The following is a 21107-nucleotide window of genomic DNA, read 5'->3' as shown; positions in this document are numbered from 1 at the left end:
ATGGCGTTCGGCGAGGTCACGGTCATCCCGGTCAACGGGCACGGTCCCGAGGACGTCGTGGTCGACGACCAGGGGCGGATCTACACCGGCGTCGACGACGGGCGGATCCTGCGCGTCACGCCGGACGGCAGGCGGATCGACGTCCTCGGCGACACCGGCGGCCGTCCGCTGGGGCTGGAGTTCTACGGCGAAGACCTCCTGATCTGCGACGCCAAGGCCGGCCTGCTCACCATGCCGCTCGCGGGCGGCCCCGTGACCACCTTGGCGACTTCGGCGGTGGGGCTCGATTTCGTGTTCTGCAACAACGCCGCCGTCGCCTCCGACGGCACGGTGTACTTCACCGACTCGTCGCGCCGCTTCGGCATCGAGAAATGGCGGGACGACCTGATCGAGCAGACCGGCGGCGGACGGCTCCTGCGCCGCACGCCGGACGGCAAGATCGAGCAGCTCGCGGACGGTTTCCAGTTCGCCAACGGTGTCGCGCTGCCGCCCGACGAGTCCTATGTGGCCGTCGCCGAGACCGGCGCCTACCGGGTCGCGCGCGTGTGGCTCACCGGCGACAAGGCGGGGACGCGGGATTACCTCGTCGACGACCTGTGGGGCTACCCCGACAACATCTCGACCGGCAGCGACGGGCTGATCTGGATCACCGTGGCGAGCCCGAAGGTCCCCGCGCTTTCCCTGGTGCAGAAGCTCCCCGCGCCCCTGCGGGCCGGAGTCCGGGCGCTGCCGACGGCCCTGCAGCCCGCACCCGCTCGGGAATGCGGGGTGCGAGGCGTGACTCCGGACGGGAAGCTCGTCCACGAACTGCGCGGGGAGATCGACGGGTTCCATGTGCTCGTCGGCGTCCGCGAGCGGGCCGGGACCCTCTACTTCGGCTCGCTGGAGGACAACGCGATCGCCGTGACGTCAGTCTAGGCAGAATTCGTTGCCCTCCGGGTCGTTCATCACGATGAAGCCGAGGCTCAGCGGCTCCTCGGGCTCGAAGCGCTGAATCCGCTTCGCCCCGAGGGCGACGAGCCTGTCGCACTCGGCTTCGAGCGCCGCCATGCGCTCGTCTCCCTCCAGTCCGGGAGCGGCGCGCAGGTCGAGGTGGACGCGGTTCTTCGCGATCTTGTCCTCGGGGACCTGCTGGAAGAAGATCCGCGGCCCTTCGCCGTCCGGGTCTTCGAGGGCGGAGCGGGTGTTGCGCTGATCCTCGGGCACTCCGACCCGTTCGAGGAACTCGGCCCACGCGTCCAGCGGGTCGGTGCCTTCGGGCACCTCCACCCCGGGAGGGCCGGGGTGGACGTAGCCAAGGGCGTCGCGCCAGAAGATCGAGAGGGCTTTCGGGTCGAGGGCGTCGAAGCTGACCTGGAATTCGCGGCTCTTGCGGTTCATGGGACCACTCTGACATGCCTAGCGGACAGGATCGGTCCGCTATCTCTGGCACAGTGTCTGACATGGAGGACGAGCGCGGGACGACCGAGCGGGTACTCACCCTGCTCGGCCTGCTGCAACAGCGGGCGGTGTGGACCGGCCCGGAACTCGGCGAACGGCTCGGCGTCACCCCGCGCACGATCCGGCGCGACGTCGAACGCCTGCGCGCCCTCGGGTATCCGGTGCAGGCCAGCAACGGCGTCGGCGGCGGCTACCAGCTCGGGCCCGGTCACGACATGCCTCCGCTGCTGCTGGACGACGAGGAGGCGATCGCCACCGCGGTCTCGCTGCTCGCCGGCGCGGGCAGCGGTGAGGCCACGCTCCGGGCGCTGACGAAACTCGACCGGGTGCTGCCGACCAGGCTGCGCCACGAGGTGAGCGCGCTGTCCGGCTCGGTGGTCGCCTTCGACGGAAGCCGCGCGCCGATCGATCCAGAGGTACTCATGACCCTGGCCCGCGCTTGCCGCGACGAGGTCGAGGTGGGCTTCGAGTATCCGTCTTCGGGTTCCGTTTCGCGGCGGGTCGAGCCGTATCGGCTGGTGGCTTCCGGGCGGCGCTGGTACCTGCTCGCCTACGACCTCGACCGTGACGACTGGCGCACCTTCCGCGTCGACAAGATGACCGAGGTCTCCGCGCGATCGTGGCGTTTCCGCCCGCGCCCGGCACCCGACGCGGCGGCCTACGTGCAGGAGAACATCGCGAGCCGGGTCTACCGGCATCAGGCGCGATTCCTGGTCCACGCGCCCGCTCCCGTTGTGCGGGCGCAGATCCCGGCATCGGCGGCGGTGGTGCGGGAGCGGGGGCGTTCGCGGTGCGAGGTGCTGAGCGGGGCCGGGGATCTCGATTTCCTGCTGATGCACGTGGTTCTGCTAGGGCACGCGTTCGAGGTGATCGAGCCGGTGGAACTGGGGGAGCGGTGCCGGGTGCTGGCCGAACGCCTCTTGGGCGCGGCTGGTGCTTCTTCCCCGCAGTTAGCCGACTAACTGCGGGACGTTGGGTGCATGACCGGTACCTTCACGCAGGACTGTGTGGATTTCGGGTCATCCAACGTCCCGAAATCCACACAGTCGGGCCTCGCCGGTCCGGTCACGACCGGGGGACCCCGCAATTAGCCGACTAACTGCGGAAGGGGGAAGAGCTCACCGGCCGGTCCATTGGGGCGAACGCCCAGCCGTCCAGGCCGCATAGAACTCCCCGTGGTCCTTCGCCGTCATCAGCAATGCCTGCGTGATCGCCTCCAGCTCGATGGAGCTCCCCAGATCCATGTCCAGCTCACGCGTCAGCAGCACCTTCGTCGTGCTGTACGCCAACGCCGGCCCATCGGCCAGACGCCGCGCCAAGGCAGAGGCGGTAGAAGCCAACTCGGAGTCGGGAACGACCTGGGAGGCCAGCCCGATTGCCTCCGCGCGAGCCGCGTCGATCTTGTCGCCCAGCATCAGCAACTCGGTCGCCCGGCCTAGGCCCACCAGCCGCGGCAGCAGGTACGCCGAACCCATGTCCGCACCGGCCAGGCCCACCTTCGTGAACAGGAAGGCGAACTTCGCCGACGACGCCAGCAGCCGGAAGTCGCTCGCCAGCGCGATCACCGAACCCGCGCCCGCCGCGACACCGTTCACCGCGGCGATCACCGGGATCGGGCACTCCCGCAGCGCCTTCACCACCGCGCCGGTCATCCGCGTGAACTCCAGCAGTTCCGCGGACTCCATTTTCTGCAACTCGCCGATGATCTCTTCGACGTCGCCGCCGGAGCAGAAACCACGCCCCTGGCCGGTGATGACCAGCACCCGGACGTCGCCGCGGTGCGGCAACTCGGCCAGCAGATCGCGCAGGTCCGCGTAGCTGTCGAAGGTGAGCGCGTTCAGTTTGTCGGGGCGGTTCAGGGTGACCGTGGCGACGCCGTCGTCCACGGTGAACTCGAAGTGCTCCCAGTCCGTCGTGATCGGCGGCGTGGCGCGGAACGGGCTCATGACTGGATCCCACCTCCATCGAGGACGAGTGTCTGTCCGTTGATCGCGGCGGCTTCGGGCGCCGCGAAGAAGGTCACCGCGTGGGCGACCTCGTCGGGTTCGAGCAGTCGGCCGAGCGGCGACGCGGCGGCGAGGGCGGCTTCCGCGTCGGCTTCGTCGCGGCCGGTCCGTTCCTGGATCCGGGCGACCGAGGCGGCGGTCATATCCGTACGCACGAAGGCCGGGCAGACGGCGTTCGCGGTGACGCCGGTGCCCGCCAGCTCCGCGGCGGTCGCCCGCATCAGCCCGACGGCGGCGTGCTTCGACGCGGTGTACCCGGCCGTGTAGCGGTAGCCGATATGCGACGCGGTCGAGGCGACGGTGACGATCCGGCCGGTGTCGCGCGATCGCATCCCGGGCAGAACCGCCCGTGTGCACAGGAAAGCTCCGGTCGCGTTGACCTCGATCTGGGTTCGCCACTGCTCCAGTGACGTCTTCGCCAGCGGGGCGCTCGCCGAGATCCCGGCGTTGTTCACCAGCACGTCGACCGGGCCGAGGCCTTCGAAGTACCGTGCGACGGCGTCTTCGTCGGTGACATCGCAGTCGGCCCGGCCGGGCGCGTGCACCTTGTCGCCGGCGGCCCGGAACCGTGCGGCGATGGCCGCGCCGATCCCCCGGGTCCCGCCGGTGACGACGACGATCCTGCTCACTCTGCCTCCACCCGGCGCAACGCGCGCCGATCGAGTTTTCCGTTGGCGGTGCGGGGGAGTTCGGTCACGAACACCACCTCGCGCGGGTATTTGTGCTTCGCCAGATGGGCGCGCGCGTGGTCCTTCAGTTCCTCGGCCGTCGCGGAAGCGCCCTCGGCCAGGACGACGCACGCCCGCGGGACGACCAGGCCGTCGACCGTCACGCCCAGCACCGCGCAGTCGACGACCGCGGGATGACCGATGAGACAGTCTTCGATCTCGCTCGGCGCGACGAACACGCCCGACACCTTCAGCAGGTCGTCGGCGCGGCCGTGGTGGTGGAAGTACCCGTCGCTGTCGCGGCTGAACAGGTCGCTCGTGCGCAGAGTGTCGCCGTGGAACATCCGCGCGGTCTTCTCCGCGTCGCCGTAGTACTCACGCGCGATGGTCGGGCCGGTCACCTCCAGGGTGCCGATCTCCCCATCCGGTAAGGGATCTCCGCTCTCGTCGAGAACGCGAGCGGTGTAGCCGGGTACCTCGCGGCCGAGGCTGCCGACCCGCTGCGCGCCGGGCACGTTGGAGAGATAGATATGGTATGCCTCCGACGAGCCGATCCCGTCGATCACCGGGACCCCGAACACGTTGTCCCACTTGCGATGCAGCTCCGAAGGCAGTGCCTCGCCCGCCGACGTCGAGAGCCGGAGCGAGCTCATGTCCACAGTAGACGCCGCCGGGTGGGCGATCATCGCGCTCATCATGGTCGGCACGTTCACCAGGATCGTCGGCCGATAGCGCTCGATCAGGGAGAACAGCAGCTCGGCGGTGCTGCGCTGCGGGAACACGATCCCGGACGCGCCGACGCCGAACGGGAACAACGCGGTCAGATCGCGTGCGTAGCCGAAGAACAGCTTCGGCACGGCCAGCACCCGGTCGTCCTCGCGGAGACCGAGCACGCCGAGCGCGTACCGGTCGAAGCTTTCCAGCGCGCTGCGCGCCGGATGGACGCACGCCTTGGGGGAACCGGTGCTCCCGGTGGTGAACTTCCAGATCGCGACGTCGTCCAGCGTGGTCGGCGCGGCCTCCAGTTCGGCCGACGCCGAGGCGGCCAGCGAGTCGAACGAGTGCTCGCCGGGCTCCAGCGCGACATCGCCGACGACCAGCAGGTTCCGCGCGCCGGCTTCCCGCAGCGCGGGCAACGTCGAGCCGTCCGCGATGACGACGACGGCCTCGGTGTAGTCCAGGTAGTAGGCGTAATCCTTGGCCTGGAGGAAGGAATAGACCTCGGCGGTGACCGCGCCGATCTTCTGCGCCGCGTACCAGACGGCCACGAACTCGACGCCGTCGTTCAGCGCCAGCAGTACCCGCTGTCCACTTCGGACACCCAAGTCCCGCAGCACGTTCCCGGCCCGGTTCACCCGCGCCGCCAGCTCGGCGTAGGTGACTTCCTCGTCACCGCACAGCAACGCCGTCCGCCCGCCGGGGATCCGGTCGACGAAATGGGTCGCCAGATTGAAGGTCATACGAGGTCTCGGATCGCTTCGACCAGGATGTCGGTGAGCGCCGAGAAGGTCTTCTCGCCTTCATCGGCGGTCGCCTGGGCGGGGGTGCCGCAGTAGGCCTCGGTCATCCCGGCCGAGACGAAGTCCGCGGCATCGCCGCGCGCCAGGTCGACGTGGACCGGCGGCAGGTCGCGCTGGACGGCGGCGTCGACGAGGTCGGGCCGGTCGGCGAGCACCAGCGACGTCTCGTACTGCCCGGCGTGACATTCGCCGGAACGGAACTCGTCGGTGAGCCGCTCGGCGTACCGGCGGCGGACCAGGTCGACGAAGCCGACGCCCGCCGCCTCGGCCACGCGCCGCAGCACCGCCAGATGCGCCGGCTCGAAATGGTTGTTGACCAGCAGGATCCGCGTGAGGCCCTGCTCGGTGAGCGCGCCGCAGATCTCGGCCAGCAGCGCGAACAGGGTCTCTTCGCCGATCGAGATTCCGCCGGCGAACCCGGCGGCGAACCGCGTCACCCCGTACGGCACCTCGGGCAGGATCAGCACCCGGACGCCGGGATCACCCGCCAGCCGCGCGGCGGCGCGTTCGCACATCCCGCGTGAGATCAGGGGATCGGTGCCCAGCGGCGCGTGCGGTCCGTGCGGCTCGACGGCGCCCACCGGCAGCAGCAGCACGGGAACGCGCTCGTCGGACGCGAGCGCGGCGACCTGAGGTGAGCTCAACTCCGCGAAGTACGTCACCCGAGTCAAGCTACACCGCAGCGGCCTGGGGTGTATAGAGTTGCCCGTATGCCCGAACCGGCCGCGCCCCACGGCGACCCAGGTCCCCAGGAGCTGGTGATGACGCTGCTCGGCACCTATGTGTCGCCGCGTGAGAGCCGTCGTGTCTGGTCCGGCGGCCTGGTCGGCGTGCTCGCCGGGCTCGGCTTCTCCGACGGCGCCGCGCGGATCGCGCTGGCCAGGCTCGCCCGCCGCGACCTGCTCGCGCGGCACAAGGCGGGCAGGCTGGTCCACTACTCGCTGACCCGCCGCACGATCGCGCTCCTGGAGGACGGCGACCGCCGGATCTTCTCCCTCGGCAGGCGCGAACGCGAGGTCGGGGAGTGGACCGTGCTGTGGCAGAGCATCCCGGAGAGCCGCCGCCAGGCCCGGGAAAGGCTGGTGCGGCGGCTGCGCTTCCTCGGTTTCGGACCAGTCCAGGACGGCACCTGGATCGCCCCGCACGACCGTGAGGCCGAGGTGCTGGCCCTGCTGGAGGAGCTGGACGTCTCCGAACACGCCGGGCTGATGCTCGGGAAACCGTCGGCGGGCCTCGACGTCCGGCGCTTCGCCGCGCGGGCATGGAACCTCGACGGCCTCGCCGCGCGGTACGACGCGTTCGTCCGGGATTTCGGCGGGTATCCGGGAGACCTGCCCGACGCCGAGGCGTTCCGGGTCCGGACCTGGCTGACGCACACGTTCCGCGCCTTCCCGTCGCTCGATCCGGAGCTCCCGGTCGGGCTGGTGCCCGCTCCGCCGAGCCGGGCGGCCGCGGTCGAGGTGTTCCACGATCTCTATCACGCGCTGGCCACGGCGGCGCAACGCCATTTCGACGAGGTGACAGAAAAATGACAGGTGACCGGGTCAAGATCAGCGCGATATCGATGGAGTGACAGAAAAATGAACGACACTCAGGCCGCATTGAGTTACACGTCCTACCTTTCACTGGACGAATTGCTGGACGCGCAGCATCCCCGGTCCGACGAGCACGACGAATTGCTCTTCATCGTGATCCACCAAGTGTATGAACTTTGGTTCAAACAAGTTCTCCACGAGGCGCTTTACCTGCAGGAGCAACTCGAAGCGGGTAACACCGCTCACGCCGTCCGCACATTGAGGCGAATCCTGACTATCTTCAAGGTGGTGGTCGCGCAGATCGATGTGCTCGAGACGATGACTCCGAGCCAGTTCACCAGTTTCCGTGCGCGACTCGACGCTTCGAGCGGGTTCCAGTCGGCCCAGTTCCGTGTTCTGGAGGCCGTCCTCGGCCGCCGGGACGAGCGGGTGTTCGCGCATTACCCCGAAGGCGGTGACCAGCGTGCCCAGATCTCGGACGCGATGGCGCGGCCGTCGCTCTTCGACTCCTTCGTCACCTACCTCGCGGTGAAGGGGTACGACGTCCCGACCGGGCGCGATGTCACCAAGCCACTCGAACCCTCTCCGGAGCTCCAAGAAATTCTGTTGCGGGTCTACCGCGACGACACCGGGCCGTCCGTCGTGGCGGAGCACCTGGTCGATCTGGACGAAGGGATGCAGGAGTGGCGGTATCGGCACGTGAAGATGGTCGAGCGGACCATTGGAGACAAGACCGGGACGGGGGGTTCGTCGGGAGCGCACTATCTGCGTACGACGCTTTTCTCCCCGATGTTCCCGGATCTCTGGGCTGTGCGGAGCAGGCTTTGACGAACCTCGACGATCTTCGCCGCGACCCCAACGCGCTCGCGGCGCACTACACGGAATTCGGTGTGGCGGACCGGATGCTGTTCACCGGGCACTCGCACCAGGCCTGGCCGGATGTGGCACGCGAAGGTGTTCTCGAAGCCTTCGCCGACGCCGCCGAAGAGGTCGACACCAAATGGGCGCGGGCCTTCGCCAAGGCGGACGAGATGCGGGCCGGGTTCCGGGCGCTGCTCGGTGACCCGCGCGGCGACATCGCGCTCGGAGCCAGCACACACGACCTGGTGATCCGGTTCCTCTCGGCGATGGACCTGCCGCGCCGTCCGCGGCTGGTCACCACCGACGGCGAGTTCCACACGCTCCGCCGTCAGCTCGGCAGGCTGGCCGAGGAGGGGGTCGAGGTGGTCCGCGTCCCCGCGGCGCCGGTCGCCACGCTGGCCGAACGCGTCGCGGCCGAGGTCACCGAAGACACCTCCGCCGTGCTCGTCTCGGCCGTGCTGTTCGAGACCTCCCGCCTCGTGCCGGGCCTCGCGCATCTGGCCGACGTCTGCCTCTCGAAGTCGGTGAACCTCGTCGTCGACGCCTACCACGCGCTCGGCGTCGTCCCGTTCTCGCTGCACGACCTCGGGCTCACCAACGCCTGGGTGCTCGGCGGCGGCTACAAGTACCTCCAGCTCGGCGAGGGCAACTGCTTCCTGCGGATGCCCGCGCACGCGCAGGAACTGCGGCCGGTCGTCACCGGCTGGTACGCCGAGTTCGGCGCGCTCGCGGACGAGCGCCGGCCCGGCCAGACCGCGTACGCCTCCGGATCGGACCGGTTCGCCGGAGCGACCTACGACCCGACGAGCCACTACCGGGGCGCCCGCGTCTTCCGGTTCTTCGCCGAGCACGGGCTCACCCCCGAGTTCCTGCGGGAGGTGTCGCGGCACCAGGTGGGGTACCTCGCCGAGGGCTTCGACAAGCTCGGGCTGCCCGAGAACGTCGTCACCCGTGACCGGGAGACACCGCTGGACCGGATCGGCGGATTCCTTTCGCTGAAATGCGCCGACGCCGCAGCGCTGCAGGCCGCCCTCGACGAACGCGGCGTCCGGACCGACAGCCGAGGCGCGTACCTGAGGTTCGGACCGGCGCCGTATCTGTCCGACCGGCAGCTCGACTCCGCGCTCCACGTCCTCGAAGAGGTCGTCAGCGGCTGAGACCACCCGCCCCCGGCTTGGCGAACGGACCGGGGCGATCTAGGTTTGCGATGTGGCACCGTCGCCGCCGGACGACCTTCGCCGGGGACTGTGCCTTGTTGCAGGAATTTCGCACGTGAGCCACAAGCAGCGTGCACTCCAGGACAAGGAGTCACCACAGTGACCGAAGTGTTCGGCCAGGGAACGGGCCATGAACAGGTCGTCTTCTGCCAGGACCAGGCCACCGGCCTGAAGGCCATCATCGGGATCTACTCGACGGCGCTCGGGCCGTCGCTCGGCGGGACCCGGTTCTACCCCTACGCATCCGAGGACGCGGCCCTCGCGGACGTCCTCGCGCTGTCGAAGGGGATGGCCTACAAGAACGCGCTCGCCGGGCTCGACCTCGGCGGCGGCAAAGCCGTCATCATCGGCGATCCCCAGAAGCACAAGACCGAAGCGCTGCTTCGCGCCTTCGGCCGGTTCGTCCAGTCGCTGGGCGGCCGCTACATCACCGCCTGTGACGTGGGCACCTACGTGCAGGACATGGACATCGTCGCCCGCGAATCGGAGTTCGTCACGGGCCGCTCGCCGGAGAACGGCGGCGCCGGCGACTCCTCTGTGCTCACCGCTTTCGGTACCTACCAGGGCATGCGTGCCTCCGCGGACGCCGTCTGGGGCGTCCCGGACCTCGCGGGCCGCAAGGTCGGCGTCGCCGGGGTCGGCAAGGTCGGGCACATCCTGGTCGGGCATCTGATCGAGGCCGGCGCGCAGGTGGTCATCACCGACGTCTCGCCCGCCGCGATCGAGCGCACTCGCGCGGCGTACCCCGGTGTCGAGGTCGTCGAAGACCTCGACACGCTGATCCGCACCGAGCTCGACGTCTTCGCGCCGTGCGCGCTGGGCGGGGTGCTGACCGACGAGACCGTCGGGCTGCTCCGGTCCAAGATCGTCTGCGGCGCGGCCAACAACCAGCTCGCGCATCCGGGCGTCGGCAAGCAGCTCGACGACCGCGGCATCCTCTTCGCGCCGGACTACCTGGTCAACGCCGGTGGCGTGATCCAGGTCGACGACGAGCGGCACGGTTTCGACTTCGCGCGCGCCAAGCGCAAGACGACGGCCATCTTCGACACCACCAAGGAGGTGTTCGCGCTGGCCAAGGCCGACGGCGTGCCGCCGGCGACGGCGGCCGACCGGCTGGCCGAGCGCCGGATGGCCGAGGTCGGCGGGCTGCGGTCGATCCTGACCGTGTAACCGCTCCCTCCCCGCATGACGCGAAAGCCACTTTCGGGACACCAGATGTCCCGAAAGTGGCTTTCGCGTCATGTCCGTCCGGCAGGCGCCGGAAGCGCGCGGACTCAGCCGCTCTTGCGGCGGAAGGTGCGCTTGTTCGCGGCCGGACCGTGCGCGTGCAGGTTCTTCCCGCCGCCGTTCTCGTGCGAGGAACCCGAGCGGGCCTGGGCCTGCTTGCGCTCCAGGGCCTCGCGGAACTTGCGCTTGGTGTCGTCCTCTTCGCCATCCGCAGGGGACGGTGCGGGTTCAGTCATTCTTACCTCCGAGGTGACGACGTGTGACCACGCCAGCCTGTCAGGAACCGACCGGCTTGGCGAGTCGATTTACGTCACCTGGGCGGCGTGGGCAGCTGGACCGGGCCGCCGAACCGGACCCGGTTCCGCAGCAGCGGGCGCCAGCAGTGGTCGCACAGCAGGATCGGCTTCAGCCGGTCGCCGCAGTCCACGTGGTCGAGCGTGATGTCCGGCTCCTGGCCGGGGACCTCGAAACCCCGTGACCACTCGGCGATGATGGCCAGCGCGGGGAAGAACGCGAGCCCCTTCGCCGTCAACCGGTAGTCGTGCGCGTCGGCGCGGGTCTTCGCGGTCCCGGTCCGCAGCACGCCGACGTCCACGAGCTTCGACAGCCGTCCCGAAAGCACGCTCGGCCCGATGCCGAGTTCGCGTTCGAACTCCGAGAAGTGCCGTGCCCCGAGCAGCGCGCTCACCACGAGCCCGGTCGACCACCGGTCGCCGAGGAGTTCCATGGTGTCCGGGAAGAACATCAGCGGGTCGCCCGCGAGGGAGTCGGCGTCCTTGCGGCGGAAGCGTTTCGACGCGGTCGCTTCGACGACGCCGGTGTCGTCGAGCCGTCGCGCGCGGACGTCGCGGGCGTCGACCCGCCGTTCGCAGGAGGCGCAGCCGAGCGGTGCCGAGGTGGCCAGTTCGCAGTCGAGGTGGATCAGCGTCGGCAGGACGGCGCGCCGCCCCTCGACCCATTCCCGTTCCCAGGCCCAGATCGAGATCAGCAGCGGCCACAGTTCGAGGCCGCGTTCGGTGAGCCGGTACTCGTGCCGGGTGCGGCGCGCGTCCCGGTACGGCGTGCGGACGAGCACGTCCGCCTCGACCATCGCGCGCAGCCGCCCGGACAGCGCCGTGGGGGAGATCCCCAACCGCAGCCGGAGTTCTTCGTAGCGGCGGAAGCGCAGGAAAAGACTCTGCAGGATCAGCAACGTCCACTGATCCCCGAGCAGTTCGAGCGCGCGGCGCAGTGGATCGCCCGCCGGTCTGACGCGGTGCGCCGTCGCCTCTGTCACGTGCTTCCTTCCGAGGGGTGTCGCGGTCAGCGTACTACTGACTACAGCAGTAGAAGCCTATTGACACCTGACTACAGCAATCGTAGTGTCTCGGCCATGACGAGCACCTCCGAGCAGCCGGTGCTGGTGGCAGCCCCCACCGGCGAATCCGAGGTCAACCCGTATCTGATGGGCGTCTACGCCCCGGTCGGGGAGGAGATCGACGCGAGCGATCTCGAAGTCGTCGGCGAGATCCCCGCGGACCTGAACGGCGTGTACCTGCGCAACGGGCCCAACCCCCGGTTCGAGCCGCGGGGGCGCTACCACTGGTTCGACGGCGACGGCATGATCCACGCCGTCCACCTGGAGAACGGCAAGGCCCGCTACCGCAACCGCTGGATCCGCACCAAGGCCTTCGAGGCGGAATCCGCGGCGGGCAAGGCGCTCTGGACGGGCGTCATGGAATCGCCCGATGGCAACCCGTTCGGCAACACGCACGGCCTGAACGTCAAGGACAGCGCCAACACCGACCTGATCTTCCATCGCGGCAAGGTGCTCTCCACCTGGTACATGTGCGGCACGCCGTACGCGGTCGACCCGCTGTCGCTGGAGACGCTGGGCGCGGAGACCTTCCTCGGCACGCTGGTCGGCGACATGATGGCGCATCCGAAGGTCGACGAGCGCACTGGCGAGATGTTCTGGTTCGACTACGGGCCACGGCCGCCGTACCTGCGTTACGGCGTGATCAGCGCGGACGGCGAGGTCGCGCGCACGACCGAGATCGAACTCCCCGGCCCGCGCCTGCCGCACGACATGGCGATCACCGAGAACCACGCGATCCTGATGGACCTGCCGCTGATCCAGGACAGGGAAGCGGCCCGCAACGGACGGCACAAGCTGCTGTTCGACCGCTCACTGCCGAGCCGGTTCGGGGTACTCCCTCGCTACGGTGACGGTAGCCAGATCCGCTGGTTCGAAGCCAGCCCCTGCTACATCTACCACGTCGTCAATTCCTGGGAGCAGGGCGAGGAAATCGTCCTCGACGTCTGCCGCGTGCAGCGGCCGCGCCCGCGCGCCGACGCGCACACCCCGCTCGCCAAGATGCTGTCGTACCTGCGGCTGGACGCCTCGCTGCACCGCTACCGGTTCAACCTGCGGACCGGGCAGTGCCTGGAGAACCAGCTCGACGACGACAACACCGAATTTCCGTCCGTCGACTCGAGGGTGGTCGGCGGCCGGAATCGCTTCTCCTACGCGGTGCACATCTCGCCGGATTCGACGCTCAAGTTCGACGGCCTGGTGTGCTACGACAATCGTGCCGGCGCCAAGACCGAACACCGTTTCGGTCCGGGCCGGTGGGGCAGTGAGGCGCCGTTCGCACCCCGCGACGGCGCGGCCGCCGGTTCCCACGACGGCTATCTGGTGACCTTCGTCCAGGACGAGCGTGAGGGGCGCTCGGAGCTGGACGTCTTCGACGCCGCCGATCTCGCTGCCGGACCCGTGGCCAGGGTCCTGTTGCCCCAGCGTGTCCCGCTCGGTTTTCACGCGACCTGGGTCCGGGCGGACCAGCTGGAACCTTCCCGTAGCCGATGATCCCCTTCGTGCCCGCCCACCGGAGGGGTGTGGGCAGGCGCAGGGCCGGAATGCCGCGTCCGAGTCGCCCCTTCCAGGGGGTGGGGCGACTCGGACGCGGCGGCTTCCCTGAACCGCCGTACCGCCCCGGCCAGTGAGCCGATCGTGGTCGCCGCGGCGAAAACGACCGCGGCCACACCGGTTTCGGCGGTGAACTGCAGCTCGCCCAGCGAGCCGACGGTGAATCCGGAATGGACACCCCAGGCGATCACCGCCGTCCCGGCGGTCGCGGGCGCACGCGTCGCGATACCGGTGGCGAGGACGACCAAACCCAATGCCAGCAAGGAAATGACGTGATGTCGCGCCGAACCGAGCAGCCCGGCCGCCGACGCCGCGACGACGACGGAGACACAACCGAACGGGAAGCCGAAACACTCGGGTTTCCTCATCCGTCCAGGGAACACCACGCCGCCGGGCGGACCACCGGCGTGAACGGCTTTTCTACGCCTGTGCCGGGATTCTTGACGGGATGCTGACGGTACGTCACGGGGGGCGCCGGGTTGTCGAGCCGAAGGGCGACCGTGGCGAGCCGAGCCTCCGGCGAGGGTTCCGGACTGGCCAAGGAAGCCGACCGTGCCCCGAGTGTCCACAAGGGACACGGTGGCCCGACCGCTGTCCTTCTCGGTGACCGACTTTGCCTTTTCCCTCAGGCCTTACGCGCGTGCGTGACGATCGCGTCCGCGATCGCGGGCCACAGCTGCCGCGGCAGTTCGTGCCCCATCCCCGCGAACAGCAGCAGTTCGGCGTCCGGGATCGCCTCCGCGGTCGCCTTCCCGCCGCTGACGTTGATCAGCGGATCGCTCTCGCCGTGGATGACGAGCGTCGGGACGCGGACCTCGCGCAGCTTCGCCGTGCGGTCACCCGAAGCGACGATGGCGGCGGCCTGCCGCAACGCGCCCGCGGGGTGATTCGCCCGGTCGTAGTTGCGGGTGGCCTTCATGCGCAGGAATTCGTCGTCGGACGGGTGACCTGGCGAGCCGACGAGCTTGAACCACTCGACTCCGTCTTCGATCGCCTGCTCCCGGGTGGCCGCCGGTGGCCGCGTCAGCCCGGCGAGCGCGGCGGGCTCGGGATGCCCGACCGAGGGATCCCCGGTGGTGGACATGATCGACGTCAGGCTGAGCAGCCGCTCCGGCGAGTCGATCGCGAGCTGCTGCACGATCATCCCGCCCATCGACGCGCCGACGACGTGCGCGCGGCCGAAGCCGAGCGCGTCGAACAGCCCGGTGACGTCGGCGGCGAGATCCGACAGGAGATACGGCGCGGACGTCTGGTCGCCCGCGGCGAGCGCGGCCAGATCCGGCGCGGGGAGATCGTCCAGATAGGACGAAAGACCGACGTCGCGGTTGTCGAACCGGACGACGTGGAACCCGCCGGCCGCCAGCAGCTCGCAGAAGCCGACCTCCCACGTCACCATCTGGGCGCCGAGGCCCATCACCAGGACGAGTGGCGGATCCGCGGGGGAGCCGAAGGTGTCGTACTCGAGTTCGAGGCCGTTCACACGCGCGCGGGGCATGGCACGATCCTGCCGGAAGCCCCCGCCGGACGACCAGCCGAATGCGGATACGGTAGCCCGCATGCCGACTTTCCCCGAAGACGCGGGTCCCCGCCCCAGGTCCCGCGCGGCTTCCGGACGGCCGGCCGTCACCAGGGACCGGATCGTCGACGCCGCGCTGGAGCTGTCGGCCGAATCGGGACTGGAGAACTGGACGCTGCGGCAGCTCGCGGCCGCCGTCGACGCCTACCCCGCGGTCGTCTACCACCACGTGGGCGACCGGGACACCGTCGTCGTCGCGGTACTCGACCGGGTGGTCGGCGAACTGACCCTGCCCGACGAAACCCTGCCGTGGCGGGAGTGGTTCGCCGAGTTCCTGCCGACCGTGCGGAAGGTGCTGCGCCGCTATCCCGGCTCGGCGCGGCGGCTGGCCCTGTTCGGGCCGTCGGTCGCCGCCGCGGTGCCGACCATGAACACCGGTATCGGCCGTCTGCTCGCGGCGGGCTTCGGCACCGAGTCGCCGTTCGCGTACAACCTGCTGCTCGCCACCGCCTGCCAGTTCGTCGCGATGGAGGACGACCGCGAGAGCGCGATGGCGCTCCAGCTCGACCGCTGCGAGGGTTACGCGTCGTACCGCACGCGCGAGGACCTGCCGGGGATGGCGGCGCTGGGCGAGTCGATCTCGGCGCTGGTCACGGATCCCGACCTCGCGGCCGGTTACTACGAGCGTCTCTACGATTACGCCGTGCAGCGCTGCCTCGACGGACTGGCGCTCAGGCTCACCCAGTTGAACGCACTCGGAAGTTTGACAGAGCCGTGACAGCGAATCGGCGTACTGTGGAGGAATACCGGTGCTCGTCACCGGTCCCGAAGCCCCTGGCACCAACCTCCCCCTCGAGGTGCCGGGGGCTTCTCTAGGCCCGCGGAGCCGCGCGCTGGATCTCGGGGAACACCTCACCGACCAGTGTGACCAGTGACTTGCTGAGCAGCGTGTGCACCTGCGAGCGATCGAGCGAGCCGCGTACGAGCCATTCGCGGCCCGCCGCCTTGACCATCCCGCCGAACGCACGGACCAGCGCGTTCAGCTCCGGCCCGTGTTCGCTCTCGCGGGAGAGCCCGACCGCTTCGAGCACCCGGTCGGCCGATTCGCGATCGGCCTCCTCCAGGATCCGTTCGACTTCGAGGTCGCGGCCGATGCCCTCGGGCGCGATCGCGGCCAGCCACATCTTCTCCTGGCTGGTGACCATGTCCAGGAACCAGTCGATGGCGACGTCGGCGCGCAGTTCGAGCGGCCCTTCCGGCAGGATCTCGACGGCGAGCCGCGGTACGGTCAGCGCGCGCCGGATGATCTCCAGGTAGAGCTCGCGTTTGGTGCCGAAGTAATGGTTGATCAGCCCCCTGGCGACCCCGGCCTCCGCCGCGATGTCCGAAGTGGACACTTCCGAGTACGGGCGGTCGGAGAAAAGGCGGGCCGCGCAGGCGAAGATCTGCTCCTTGCGCTCGTCCGGTTCCAGTCTCCGCCATCTCGGCGCCGGCTCGGTGGTCATGCGGACAATCTTCCCACGATCGATTCAGCCCGGCTGGACAGTGGGCGAATCCCTGTGACATGAAAAAGCAAAGTGTCAGTTAATCCGGCGTGTACCGTCTGTTGGCCCGCTGGTCTTTACCGTCTTCATTCAGGTGGCATGCCGTGCGCGCTGTCGGGGCGCGTTTGCCTCCTACCGGCCCGGCCTGGCGAGTAACCCCCCCTAGCTCGCCAGGACCGGGCCTTCTTCTCGCGGTGAGGGACGTTCGGCCGGCAAGAGCAGCGTGAACGTCGTCGGCGACGGGCTGGTCAGCCGCAGCCGCCCGCCCTCCGCCTCGGCGAGGCTCCGTGCCAGCCGCAGCCCGATCCCGTTGCCCTCGTGTTCCTCGGTCCGCTCGGCGGTCGCGAACGGATCGCGCCCGTCCGGGATGGCGCCTTCGTCGCTCACGTCGATGGCCAGCGCGTCCCCGGCGTCGCGCGCCAGGACGGAGACCGTGCCGCGTCCGTGCGTCGCCGCGTTGTCCAGCAGGACGGCGAGCACCTGCCGGACGGCCGCGTCCGCCGCCCGCGCCGGGAGGGCTTCGCGGCCGCTGATCCGCAGCGCCCGGCCCCGTCCGGCGAGCAGTCCGTGCCAGGTCTGCCGGACCTCTTCGAAGAGTTTGCCCAGGTCGAGCCGCGCACGCGGGGCCCTGGTCTGCTTGGCCAGCGCCAGCAGGTCGTCGATGGTGCGCTCCAGGCGGTCGGCCGACGCGATGCCGTCGCGGATCGTCGCGTAGGGGTCGCGATCGGGGCTTTCCAGCGCCGCCTCGAGTTGCAGGCGCAGGCCGGTCAGCGGCGTCCGCAGCTGGTGGGAGGCGTCGGCGGAGAAGGTCCGCTCGCGTTCCAGCGTCTCGCCGATCCGCTCGGACGTGACGTCGAGCGCTTCGGCGACCTGATCGATCTCGCGGACCCCCGTCCGGCGGGCGCGGACGGTGAAATCGCCCTCGCCGAGTCGTTCGGCGGTGGCGGCCAGATCCTCCAGCGGCCGGGCCAGCCGGGTGGCGATCCGGCGCCCGATCAGCCAGCTGGCCCCGATCGCGACCAGGGCGAGCACGATCATCTTGAGCCAGGTCAGCCGGATCTGGGCGTCCAGTTCGGACCGGGGATGGGCGGCGCGGACCACCCCGACGAGCGACTGCCCGCTGAGCACCGGGACGGCCAGGACGACCTCGTCCTCGCGGGTCCCGGTCGCCATGTCGGTGTAGTGCGCTTCGCGGACGAAGCGATCTTCGCTGGCCGGGCCGTTGCCTGCCAGGATCCTGCCGGTCGGGGTGTAGACCGCGACCCTGATCCCGCGGATACGGTCCTTGTCCGGTTTGATCGGCAGGAGCTCCGGCACGCGGCCGTTGGCGAGATCGCCGGTCACGTCGAGCACGACCGCGTCGGCGACCCGTTCGAGGTCGTGGGTCGAGTTGCCCTCGTGGAACCTGGCGACCGCGACGGCCAGCGGCGCCCCGAACAGGGTGATCGCCAGCACCGCGGCCAGCACGGTGAGGGTGACGATCCGGCGGCGCACGGACAGAGTGTGGCCGACGAGCGCGAGGATCACCCACTCGACGCGATATTTTGCCGTCCGTTGACCTGAGATCAAGGCGATGTTGACCCCGTTCGCCTTACCTTGGGGCCATGCGCCGACGTGCCGCCGTCATGGCAGGCCCGGGGCCCGGATCCGTCCCCCTCGTCCGGTTCGCCGTCCCGGGCGAGTGTGTGGCCGTGCTGCCCGCCGGAAGTGGCGACGCCCCCGGCGGCGCTTCCGACCGTGCGACCGTCGGCCTGCTGCTCAGGCGCGGCAACCTCTTCGACCACCTCACCGTCGCGCGGAACGTCGTACTGGCGGGACGGCTGGCGGGCCGCCCCCTCCGCACCGCGGACGACCTGCTCGAACTGGTCGGGCTGGCCGGTCGCGGCGACGACTATCCGGGCACGCTGTCGGCGCTGGAAAGCGCGCGTGCCGGAGTCGCGGTCGTGCTGGCCGGAGCCCCGGATACGGTCGTCGCCGACGAGCCCGCCGGAGAACTCGACGGGCTCGCCGCGCTCGAACTCATGGATCTGCTGTGCGCCGTCGCGGCTCGCGGGACGGCCGTCGTCGTGGCGACCCGCGACCCCGAGATCGCGGCGGCCGCGCACCGGATCGTGAGAGTGGCGTGACGGCACCTCTGGTCCGCACCGACGAGCTGGCGCATACCTACGGTTCCGGGCTGACCGCCGTGGTCGCCGTGCACGGCGTCACCTGCGAGATCTGCGCGGAGACCCGCGCGGTGGTGACCGGCAGGGCGGGCGCCGGGAAGACCACGCTGCTGCATCTGCTCGCCGGGATGAAGAAGCCGACGGCGGGCACCGTCGACTGGCCCGCCTTCGAGCCGTCGCCGCCGGGTCCCGACCTGATCGGGCTGATGCTGCAGGACGGCGGGCTGCTGCGTGATCTCGACGTCCGGCTCAACGTCGCCCTGCCGCTCGTGCTCGCCGGCCGGACCGGCACGGCGGTCCGCGACGCCGTCGACGGCGCGCTGGACCTGGTGGGCCTGGCGGGGTTCGCCAAGAAGGCGCCCCGCGAACTGACCGGTGAGCAGATCCGGCTCGCCGTCCTGGCCAGGGCGCTCGCGCCTTCGCCGAAGCTGATCCTCGCCGACGACCCCGCGGGCTGGCTCGACCGGCGCGAGGGGGAGCGGCTCCTCGGCAGGCTCGTGCTGGCCGCGGACCGGCTGGGTGCCGGACTGCTGGTGGCCACGGCCGAAGAGGCCCCGGGCGGGCTGTTCGGCGAGCGCTGGTCGATGGTCGACGGGAAGCTGGTGCGGGACCGGTGATCGCGGCGATGGCGTTGTGGGTCGGCGGGATCGCGCGCGTGCGCCCCGCCAGGCTCGGTGTCCCCGCGGCCGGGGTCGCGATCGTGACCACGCTGCTCGCGGTGCACGACTGGACCGGGAACCTCGCGCCGCGCTGGGTGCCCGCGATGGTGCTCGTGGTGCTGCTGACCACGCCCTCGGCGCGGGTGCTGCGGTCGGATCAGGACCTCCTGCGTGCCCGCGGCGCCACCGGTGGGCAAGTACTCGGCCTGGCCGCCGCCGAAGCCGTGGCGGCGGGCCTGGCAGGCGGCGTGGCCGGGGCCGCCCTGTCGCTGGCCTGTGGCTTCTCGTCCGGCTCCGGGTTCGCGCTCGTCCGGGAAATCGTTCTCTTGCTGCTCGCCGGGACGCTCGTGGCGGTATTGGCCATTCTGCCCCCGGCGCTGCGAGAGTGGTATTTCGTCCCGGCCGACGGAGGTCCGCCCTGGTGGTCGCCCTACGGCCTCGACTTCATCCTGCTCGCGCTCGCCTTCGTCTGGCCGTTGTTCGGCTGGGCGGGCGGCACGATGCTGCTGTGGCGGCTGGTGGAGCTGGGGCTGCGAAAGGGAAAAAGGGTCATCGGCGGCGTGCTCCGGCCGCTCGTCTCCGGGCTGGCGGGTGTGCTCGCGCTGTCCATTTCGTGGCGGAGCGCGCTTCTGGCGCGGTCCGTGGTGCTGGTCGCGCTGGCGGTGGCGTTCGCCATCTCGACCGCCTTCACCAAGGACGGTTGCGGCGAGGCCAAGGTGGACCTGATCGCTTCGCTGATCCTCGCGGCCGCCGCGGCGGGGCCCTCCTTCGGCGCGGCGCTCAACGAACGCAGGCGGGACCTGCTGATCGTGAGCACGCTCGGCGGGAAACGCCGCCAGGTGGCCGCGTTCATCGCGGGTGACGCGCTGGTCGTCGGGGGCGGGGGCCTGATCGGCGGGCACCTGCTCGGGGTGCTGTTCGTCTTCGTCGCGGGCCTGGAGCGAGTGCCTTCGCCGCACGGGTACTTCGGGCTGCTGGCGGCGGTCGTGGTCGTGTCGTGCGTGGCGGCGTCGGCGTGGATCGCGCGGCTCGCCGCGCGGGACGAGGTCTCCGACCTGCGCGACTACTAGGCCTGGCTCTCGAAGGGCTGTTCGAGGCGGTAGCCGTGGCCGCGCAGCGTCGAAATCCTCGGCGCCTGCTCGGGCGTGGGCGCCGACTCGGTCAGCTTCCGGCGCAGCGCGGCGATGTGGACGTCCAGGGTCTTCGTCGAGCCGTACCAGTGCGCGTCCCACACCTCCGACATCAGCGTGTCCCGGCTGACCGCGACGCCCGGCTGCTCGGCCAGCCGGGCGAGCAGGTCGAACTCCTTGGCCCGCAACGAGATCTCCCGTCCACCGACGCTGACCCGGCGTCCGGCGGTGTCCACCCGCAGATGGCCGATGGCGATCGCGGGCCTGCTCTCCGGCGGAGCCGTCCCGCGCCGCAGATGCGCCCGGACCCTGGCGAGCAGCTCGCCGAGCCGGATGGGTTTGGTGAGGTAGTCGTCGGCGCCGGCCTCCAGGCCCACGACGACGTCCATCTCCTCCTGCCGCGCGGTCAGGATGACCAGGACGGCGCCGGGAAGCTCCGCCCGCAGCCGACGGCAGACCTCGACGCCGTCCAGATCCGGCAGGCCGAGATCGAGCAGGACGAAGTCGATGTCGCCGTCCGCGGCGGCCGCGAGCGCGGTGCGGCCGTCGCGCTGCCACGAAACCTCGTAGCCGTGCAGGCGGAGGGTCGATTCGAGGACACCGCCGATCGCGTCGTCGTCTTCCACCACCAGCAGTTTCGGCATGCGGGGGAGCTTAACCGTTGAACACTGTTCTTTTCGGGTATGACGTTAGGAACACCACCTCTTCCGT

The 21107-nt window shown here is 70.1% G+C and carries 23 protein-coding genes; 11 read left to right on the top strand and 12 right to left on the bottom strand.

The genetic code is table 11. From position 1 onward, the window contains the following. A complete protein-coding gene (locus tag H4W30_RS31115) occupies positions 1-918 on the top strand; it encodes an SMP-30/gluconolactonase/LRE family protein (RefSeq protein WP_126735518.1) in 918 nt (305 codons plus the stop codon). On the opposite strand, the gene H4W30_RS31110 is transcribed toward H4W30_RS31115, so the two are convergent. After that, entirely contained in the window at positions 910-1380 is a 471-nt protein-coding gene (locus H4W30_RS31110) for a VOC family protein (RefSeq protein WP_192746035.1), read from the bottom strand. The genes H4W30_RS31115 and H4W30_RS31110 overlap by 9 nt on opposite strands. Positions 1381-1442: 62 nt before the next feature. Here H4W30_RS31110 and H4W30_RS31105 point away from each other — a divergent pair, with 62 nt between their 5' ends. Beyond that, on the top strand, positions 1443-2402 hold the full coding sequence (locus H4W30_RS31105) for a helix-turn-helix transcriptional regulator (RefSeq protein WP_192746034.1): 960 nt from the start codon (positions 1443-1445) through the stop codon (positions 2400-2402). Positions 2403-2558: 156 nt separating this feature from the next. Here the strand turns inward: H4W30_RS31105 and H4W30_RS31100 are convergent, their stop codons facing one another. The 4 genes from H4W30_RS31100 to H4W30_RS31085 are packed head-to-tail and all read right to left on the bottom strand — an operon-like array spanning position 2559 to position 6296. Then, positions 2559-3386, bottom strand: coding sequence for an enoyl-CoA hydratase family protein (locus H4W30_RS31100; RefSeq protein ID WP_192746033.1), 828 nt, complete (start codon positions 3384-3386; stop codon positions 2559-2561). Continuing rightward, positions 3383-4075, bottom strand: a complete 693-nt coding sequence (locus H4W30_RS31095) for an SDR family NAD(P)-dependent oxidoreductase (RefSeq protein ID WP_192746032.1) — start codon at positions 4073-4075, stop codon at positions 3383-3385. The genes H4W30_RS31100 and H4W30_RS31095 overlap by 4 nt, the downstream gene beginning before the upstream one ends. Then, complete coding sequence (locus tag H4W30_RS31090) at positions 4072-5574, bottom strand: benzoate-CoA ligase family protein (RefSeq protein ID WP_192746031.1); 1503 nt, start codon at positions 5572-5574, stop codon at positions 4072-4074. The genes H4W30_RS31095 and H4W30_RS31090 overlap by 4 nt, the downstream gene beginning before the upstream one ends. Then, on the bottom strand, positions 5571-6296 hold the full coding sequence (locus tag H4W30_RS31085; RefSeq protein ID WP_192746030.1) for a creatininase family protein: 726 nt from the start codon (positions 6294-6296) through the stop codon (positions 5571-5573). Before H4W30_RS31085 ends, H4W30_RS31090 begins: the two co-directional genes overlap by 4 nt. A gap of 48 nt (positions 6297-6344) precedes the next feature. On the opposite strand from H4W30_RS31085, the gene H4W30_RS31080 reads away from it, so the two are divergent. From H4W30_RS31080 to H4W30_RS31065, 4 genes are all read left to right on the top strand, one after another. Next, positions 6345-7166, top strand: a complete 822-nt coding sequence (locus H4W30_RS31080; RefSeq protein ID WP_192746029.1) for a PaaX family transcriptional regulator — start codon at positions 6345-6347, stop codon at positions 7164-7166. 48 nt (positions 7167-7214) lie between these two features. Next, positions 7215-7997, top strand: coding sequence for a tryptophan 2,3-dioxygenase (locus tag H4W30_RS31075; RefSeq protein WP_192746028.1), 783 nt, complete (start codon positions 7215-7217; stop codon positions 7995-7997). Then, positions 7994-9187, top strand: a complete 1194-nt coding sequence (locus H4W30_RS31070) for a PLP-dependent aminotransferase family protein (RefSeq protein WP_192746027.1) — start codon at positions 7994-7996, stop codon at positions 9185-9187. Before H4W30_RS31075 ends, H4W30_RS31070 begins: the two co-directional genes overlap by 4 nt. 159 nt (positions 9188-9346) lie before the next feature. Beyond that, positions 9347-10417: a Glu/Leu/Phe/Val family dehydrogenase gene (locus tag H4W30_RS31065; RefSeq protein WP_192746026.1), complete on the top strand. Its 1071-nt coding sequence runs from the start codon at positions 9347-9349 to the stop codon at positions 10415-10417. A gap of 104 nt (positions 10418-10521) precedes the next feature. Here the strand turns inward: H4W30_RS31065 and H4W30_RS31060 are convergent, their stop codons facing one another. After that, positions 10522-10710, bottom strand: coding sequence for a DUF5302 domain-containing protein (locus H4W30_RS31060; RefSeq protein ID WP_016332157.1), 189 nt, complete (start codon positions 10708-10710; stop codon positions 10522-10524). 74 nt (positions 10711-10784) lie between these two features. Next, entirely contained in the window at positions 10785-11750 is a 966-nt protein-coding gene (locus H4W30_RS31055) for a winged helix-turn-helix transcriptional regulator (protein WP_192746025.1), read from the bottom strand. Positions 11751-11846: 96 nt separating this feature from the next. Between H4W30_RS31055 and H4W30_RS31050 the strand changes: the two genes are divergently transcribed. Next, the gene (locus H4W30_RS31050; RefSeq protein ID WP_192746024.1) at positions 11847-13322 is read left to right on the top strand and encodes a carotenoid oxygenase family protein; all 1476 of its coding nucleotides are present in this window, start codon (positions 11847-11849) and stop codon (positions 13320-13322) included. Here the strand turns inward: H4W30_RS31050 and H4W30_RS31045 are convergent. Together H4W30_RS31045 and H4W30_RS31040 are read right to left on the bottom strand one after the other, a co-directional pair. Further along, positions 13271-13750, bottom strand: coding sequence for a hypothetical protein (locus H4W30_RS31045; protein ID WP_192746023.1), 480 nt, complete (start codon positions 13748-13750; stop codon positions 13271-13273). The two genes, H4W30_RS31050 and H4W30_RS31045, sit on opposite strands and share 52 nt — an antisense overlap. 257 nt (positions 13751-14007) lie before the next feature. Further along, positions 14008-14877: an alpha/beta fold hydrolase gene (locus tag H4W30_RS31040; protein ID WP_192746022.1), complete on the bottom strand. Its 870-nt coding sequence runs from the start codon at positions 14875-14877 to the stop codon at positions 14008-14010. A gap of 61 nt (positions 14878-14938) precedes the next feature. Between H4W30_RS31040 and H4W30_RS31035 the strand changes: the two genes are divergently transcribed. Next, positions 14939-15676, top strand: a complete 738-nt coding sequence (locus tag H4W30_RS31035) for a TetR/AcrR family transcriptional regulator (RefSeq protein ID WP_192746021.1) — start codon at positions 14939-14941, stop codon at positions 15674-15676. Between the two features lie 94 nt (positions 15677-15770). Here the strand turns inward: H4W30_RS31035 and H4W30_RS31030 are convergent, their stop codons facing one another. Further along, positions 15771-16403: a TetR/AcrR family transcriptional regulator gene (locus H4W30_RS31030; protein WP_192746020.1), complete on the bottom strand. Its 633-nt coding sequence runs from the start codon at positions 16401-16403 to the stop codon at positions 15771-15773. Between the two features lie 201 nt (positions 16404-16604). Next, complete coding sequence (locus H4W30_RS31025; RefSeq protein ID WP_192746019.1) at positions 16605-17969, bottom strand: sensor histidine kinase; 1365 nt, start codon at positions 17967-17969, stop codon at positions 16605-16607. A gap of 77 nt (positions 17970-18046) precedes the next feature. On the opposite strand from H4W30_RS31025, the gene H4W30_RS31020 reads away from it, so the two are divergent. The 3 genes from H4W30_RS31020 to H4W30_RS31010 are packed head-to-tail and all read left to right on the top strand — an operon-like array spanning position 18047 to position 20336. Continuing rightward, a complete protein-coding gene (locus H4W30_RS31020; protein WP_225949930.1) occupies positions 18047-18568 on the top strand; it encodes a P-loop NTPase family protein in 522 nt (173 codons plus the stop codon). Then, positions 18565-19224: an ATP-binding cassette domain-containing protein gene (locus H4W30_RS31015; RefSeq protein ID WP_192746018.1), complete on the top strand. Its 660-nt coding sequence runs from the start codon at positions 18565-18567 to the stop codon at positions 19222-19224. Before H4W30_RS31020 ends, H4W30_RS31015 begins: the two co-directional genes overlap by 4 nt. After that, positions 19221-20336, top strand: a complete 1116-nt coding sequence (locus H4W30_RS31010) for an ABC transporter permease (protein WP_192746017.1) — start codon at positions 19221-19223, stop codon at positions 20334-20336. Before H4W30_RS31015 ends, H4W30_RS31010 begins: the two co-directional genes overlap by 4 nt. Here the strand turns inward: H4W30_RS31010 and H4W30_RS31005 are convergent. After that, positions 20333-21040: a response regulator transcription factor gene (locus H4W30_RS31005; RefSeq protein WP_192746016.1), complete on the bottom strand. Its 708-nt coding sequence runs from the start codon at positions 21038-21040 to the stop codon at positions 20333-20335. The two genes, H4W30_RS31010 and H4W30_RS31005, sit on opposite strands and share 4 nt — an antisense overlap. Between the last annotated feature and the right edge of the window lie 67 nt (positions 21041-21107).

Origin of the sequence: Amycolatopsis roodepoortensis (assembly GCF_014873915.1) — a bacterium.
Lineage (GTDB): Bacteria > Actinomycetota > Actinomycetes > Mycobacteriales > Pseudonocardiaceae > Amycolatopsis > Amycolatopsis roodepoortensis.
This window is presented reverse-complemented; position numbering and strand designations above follow the sequence as displayed.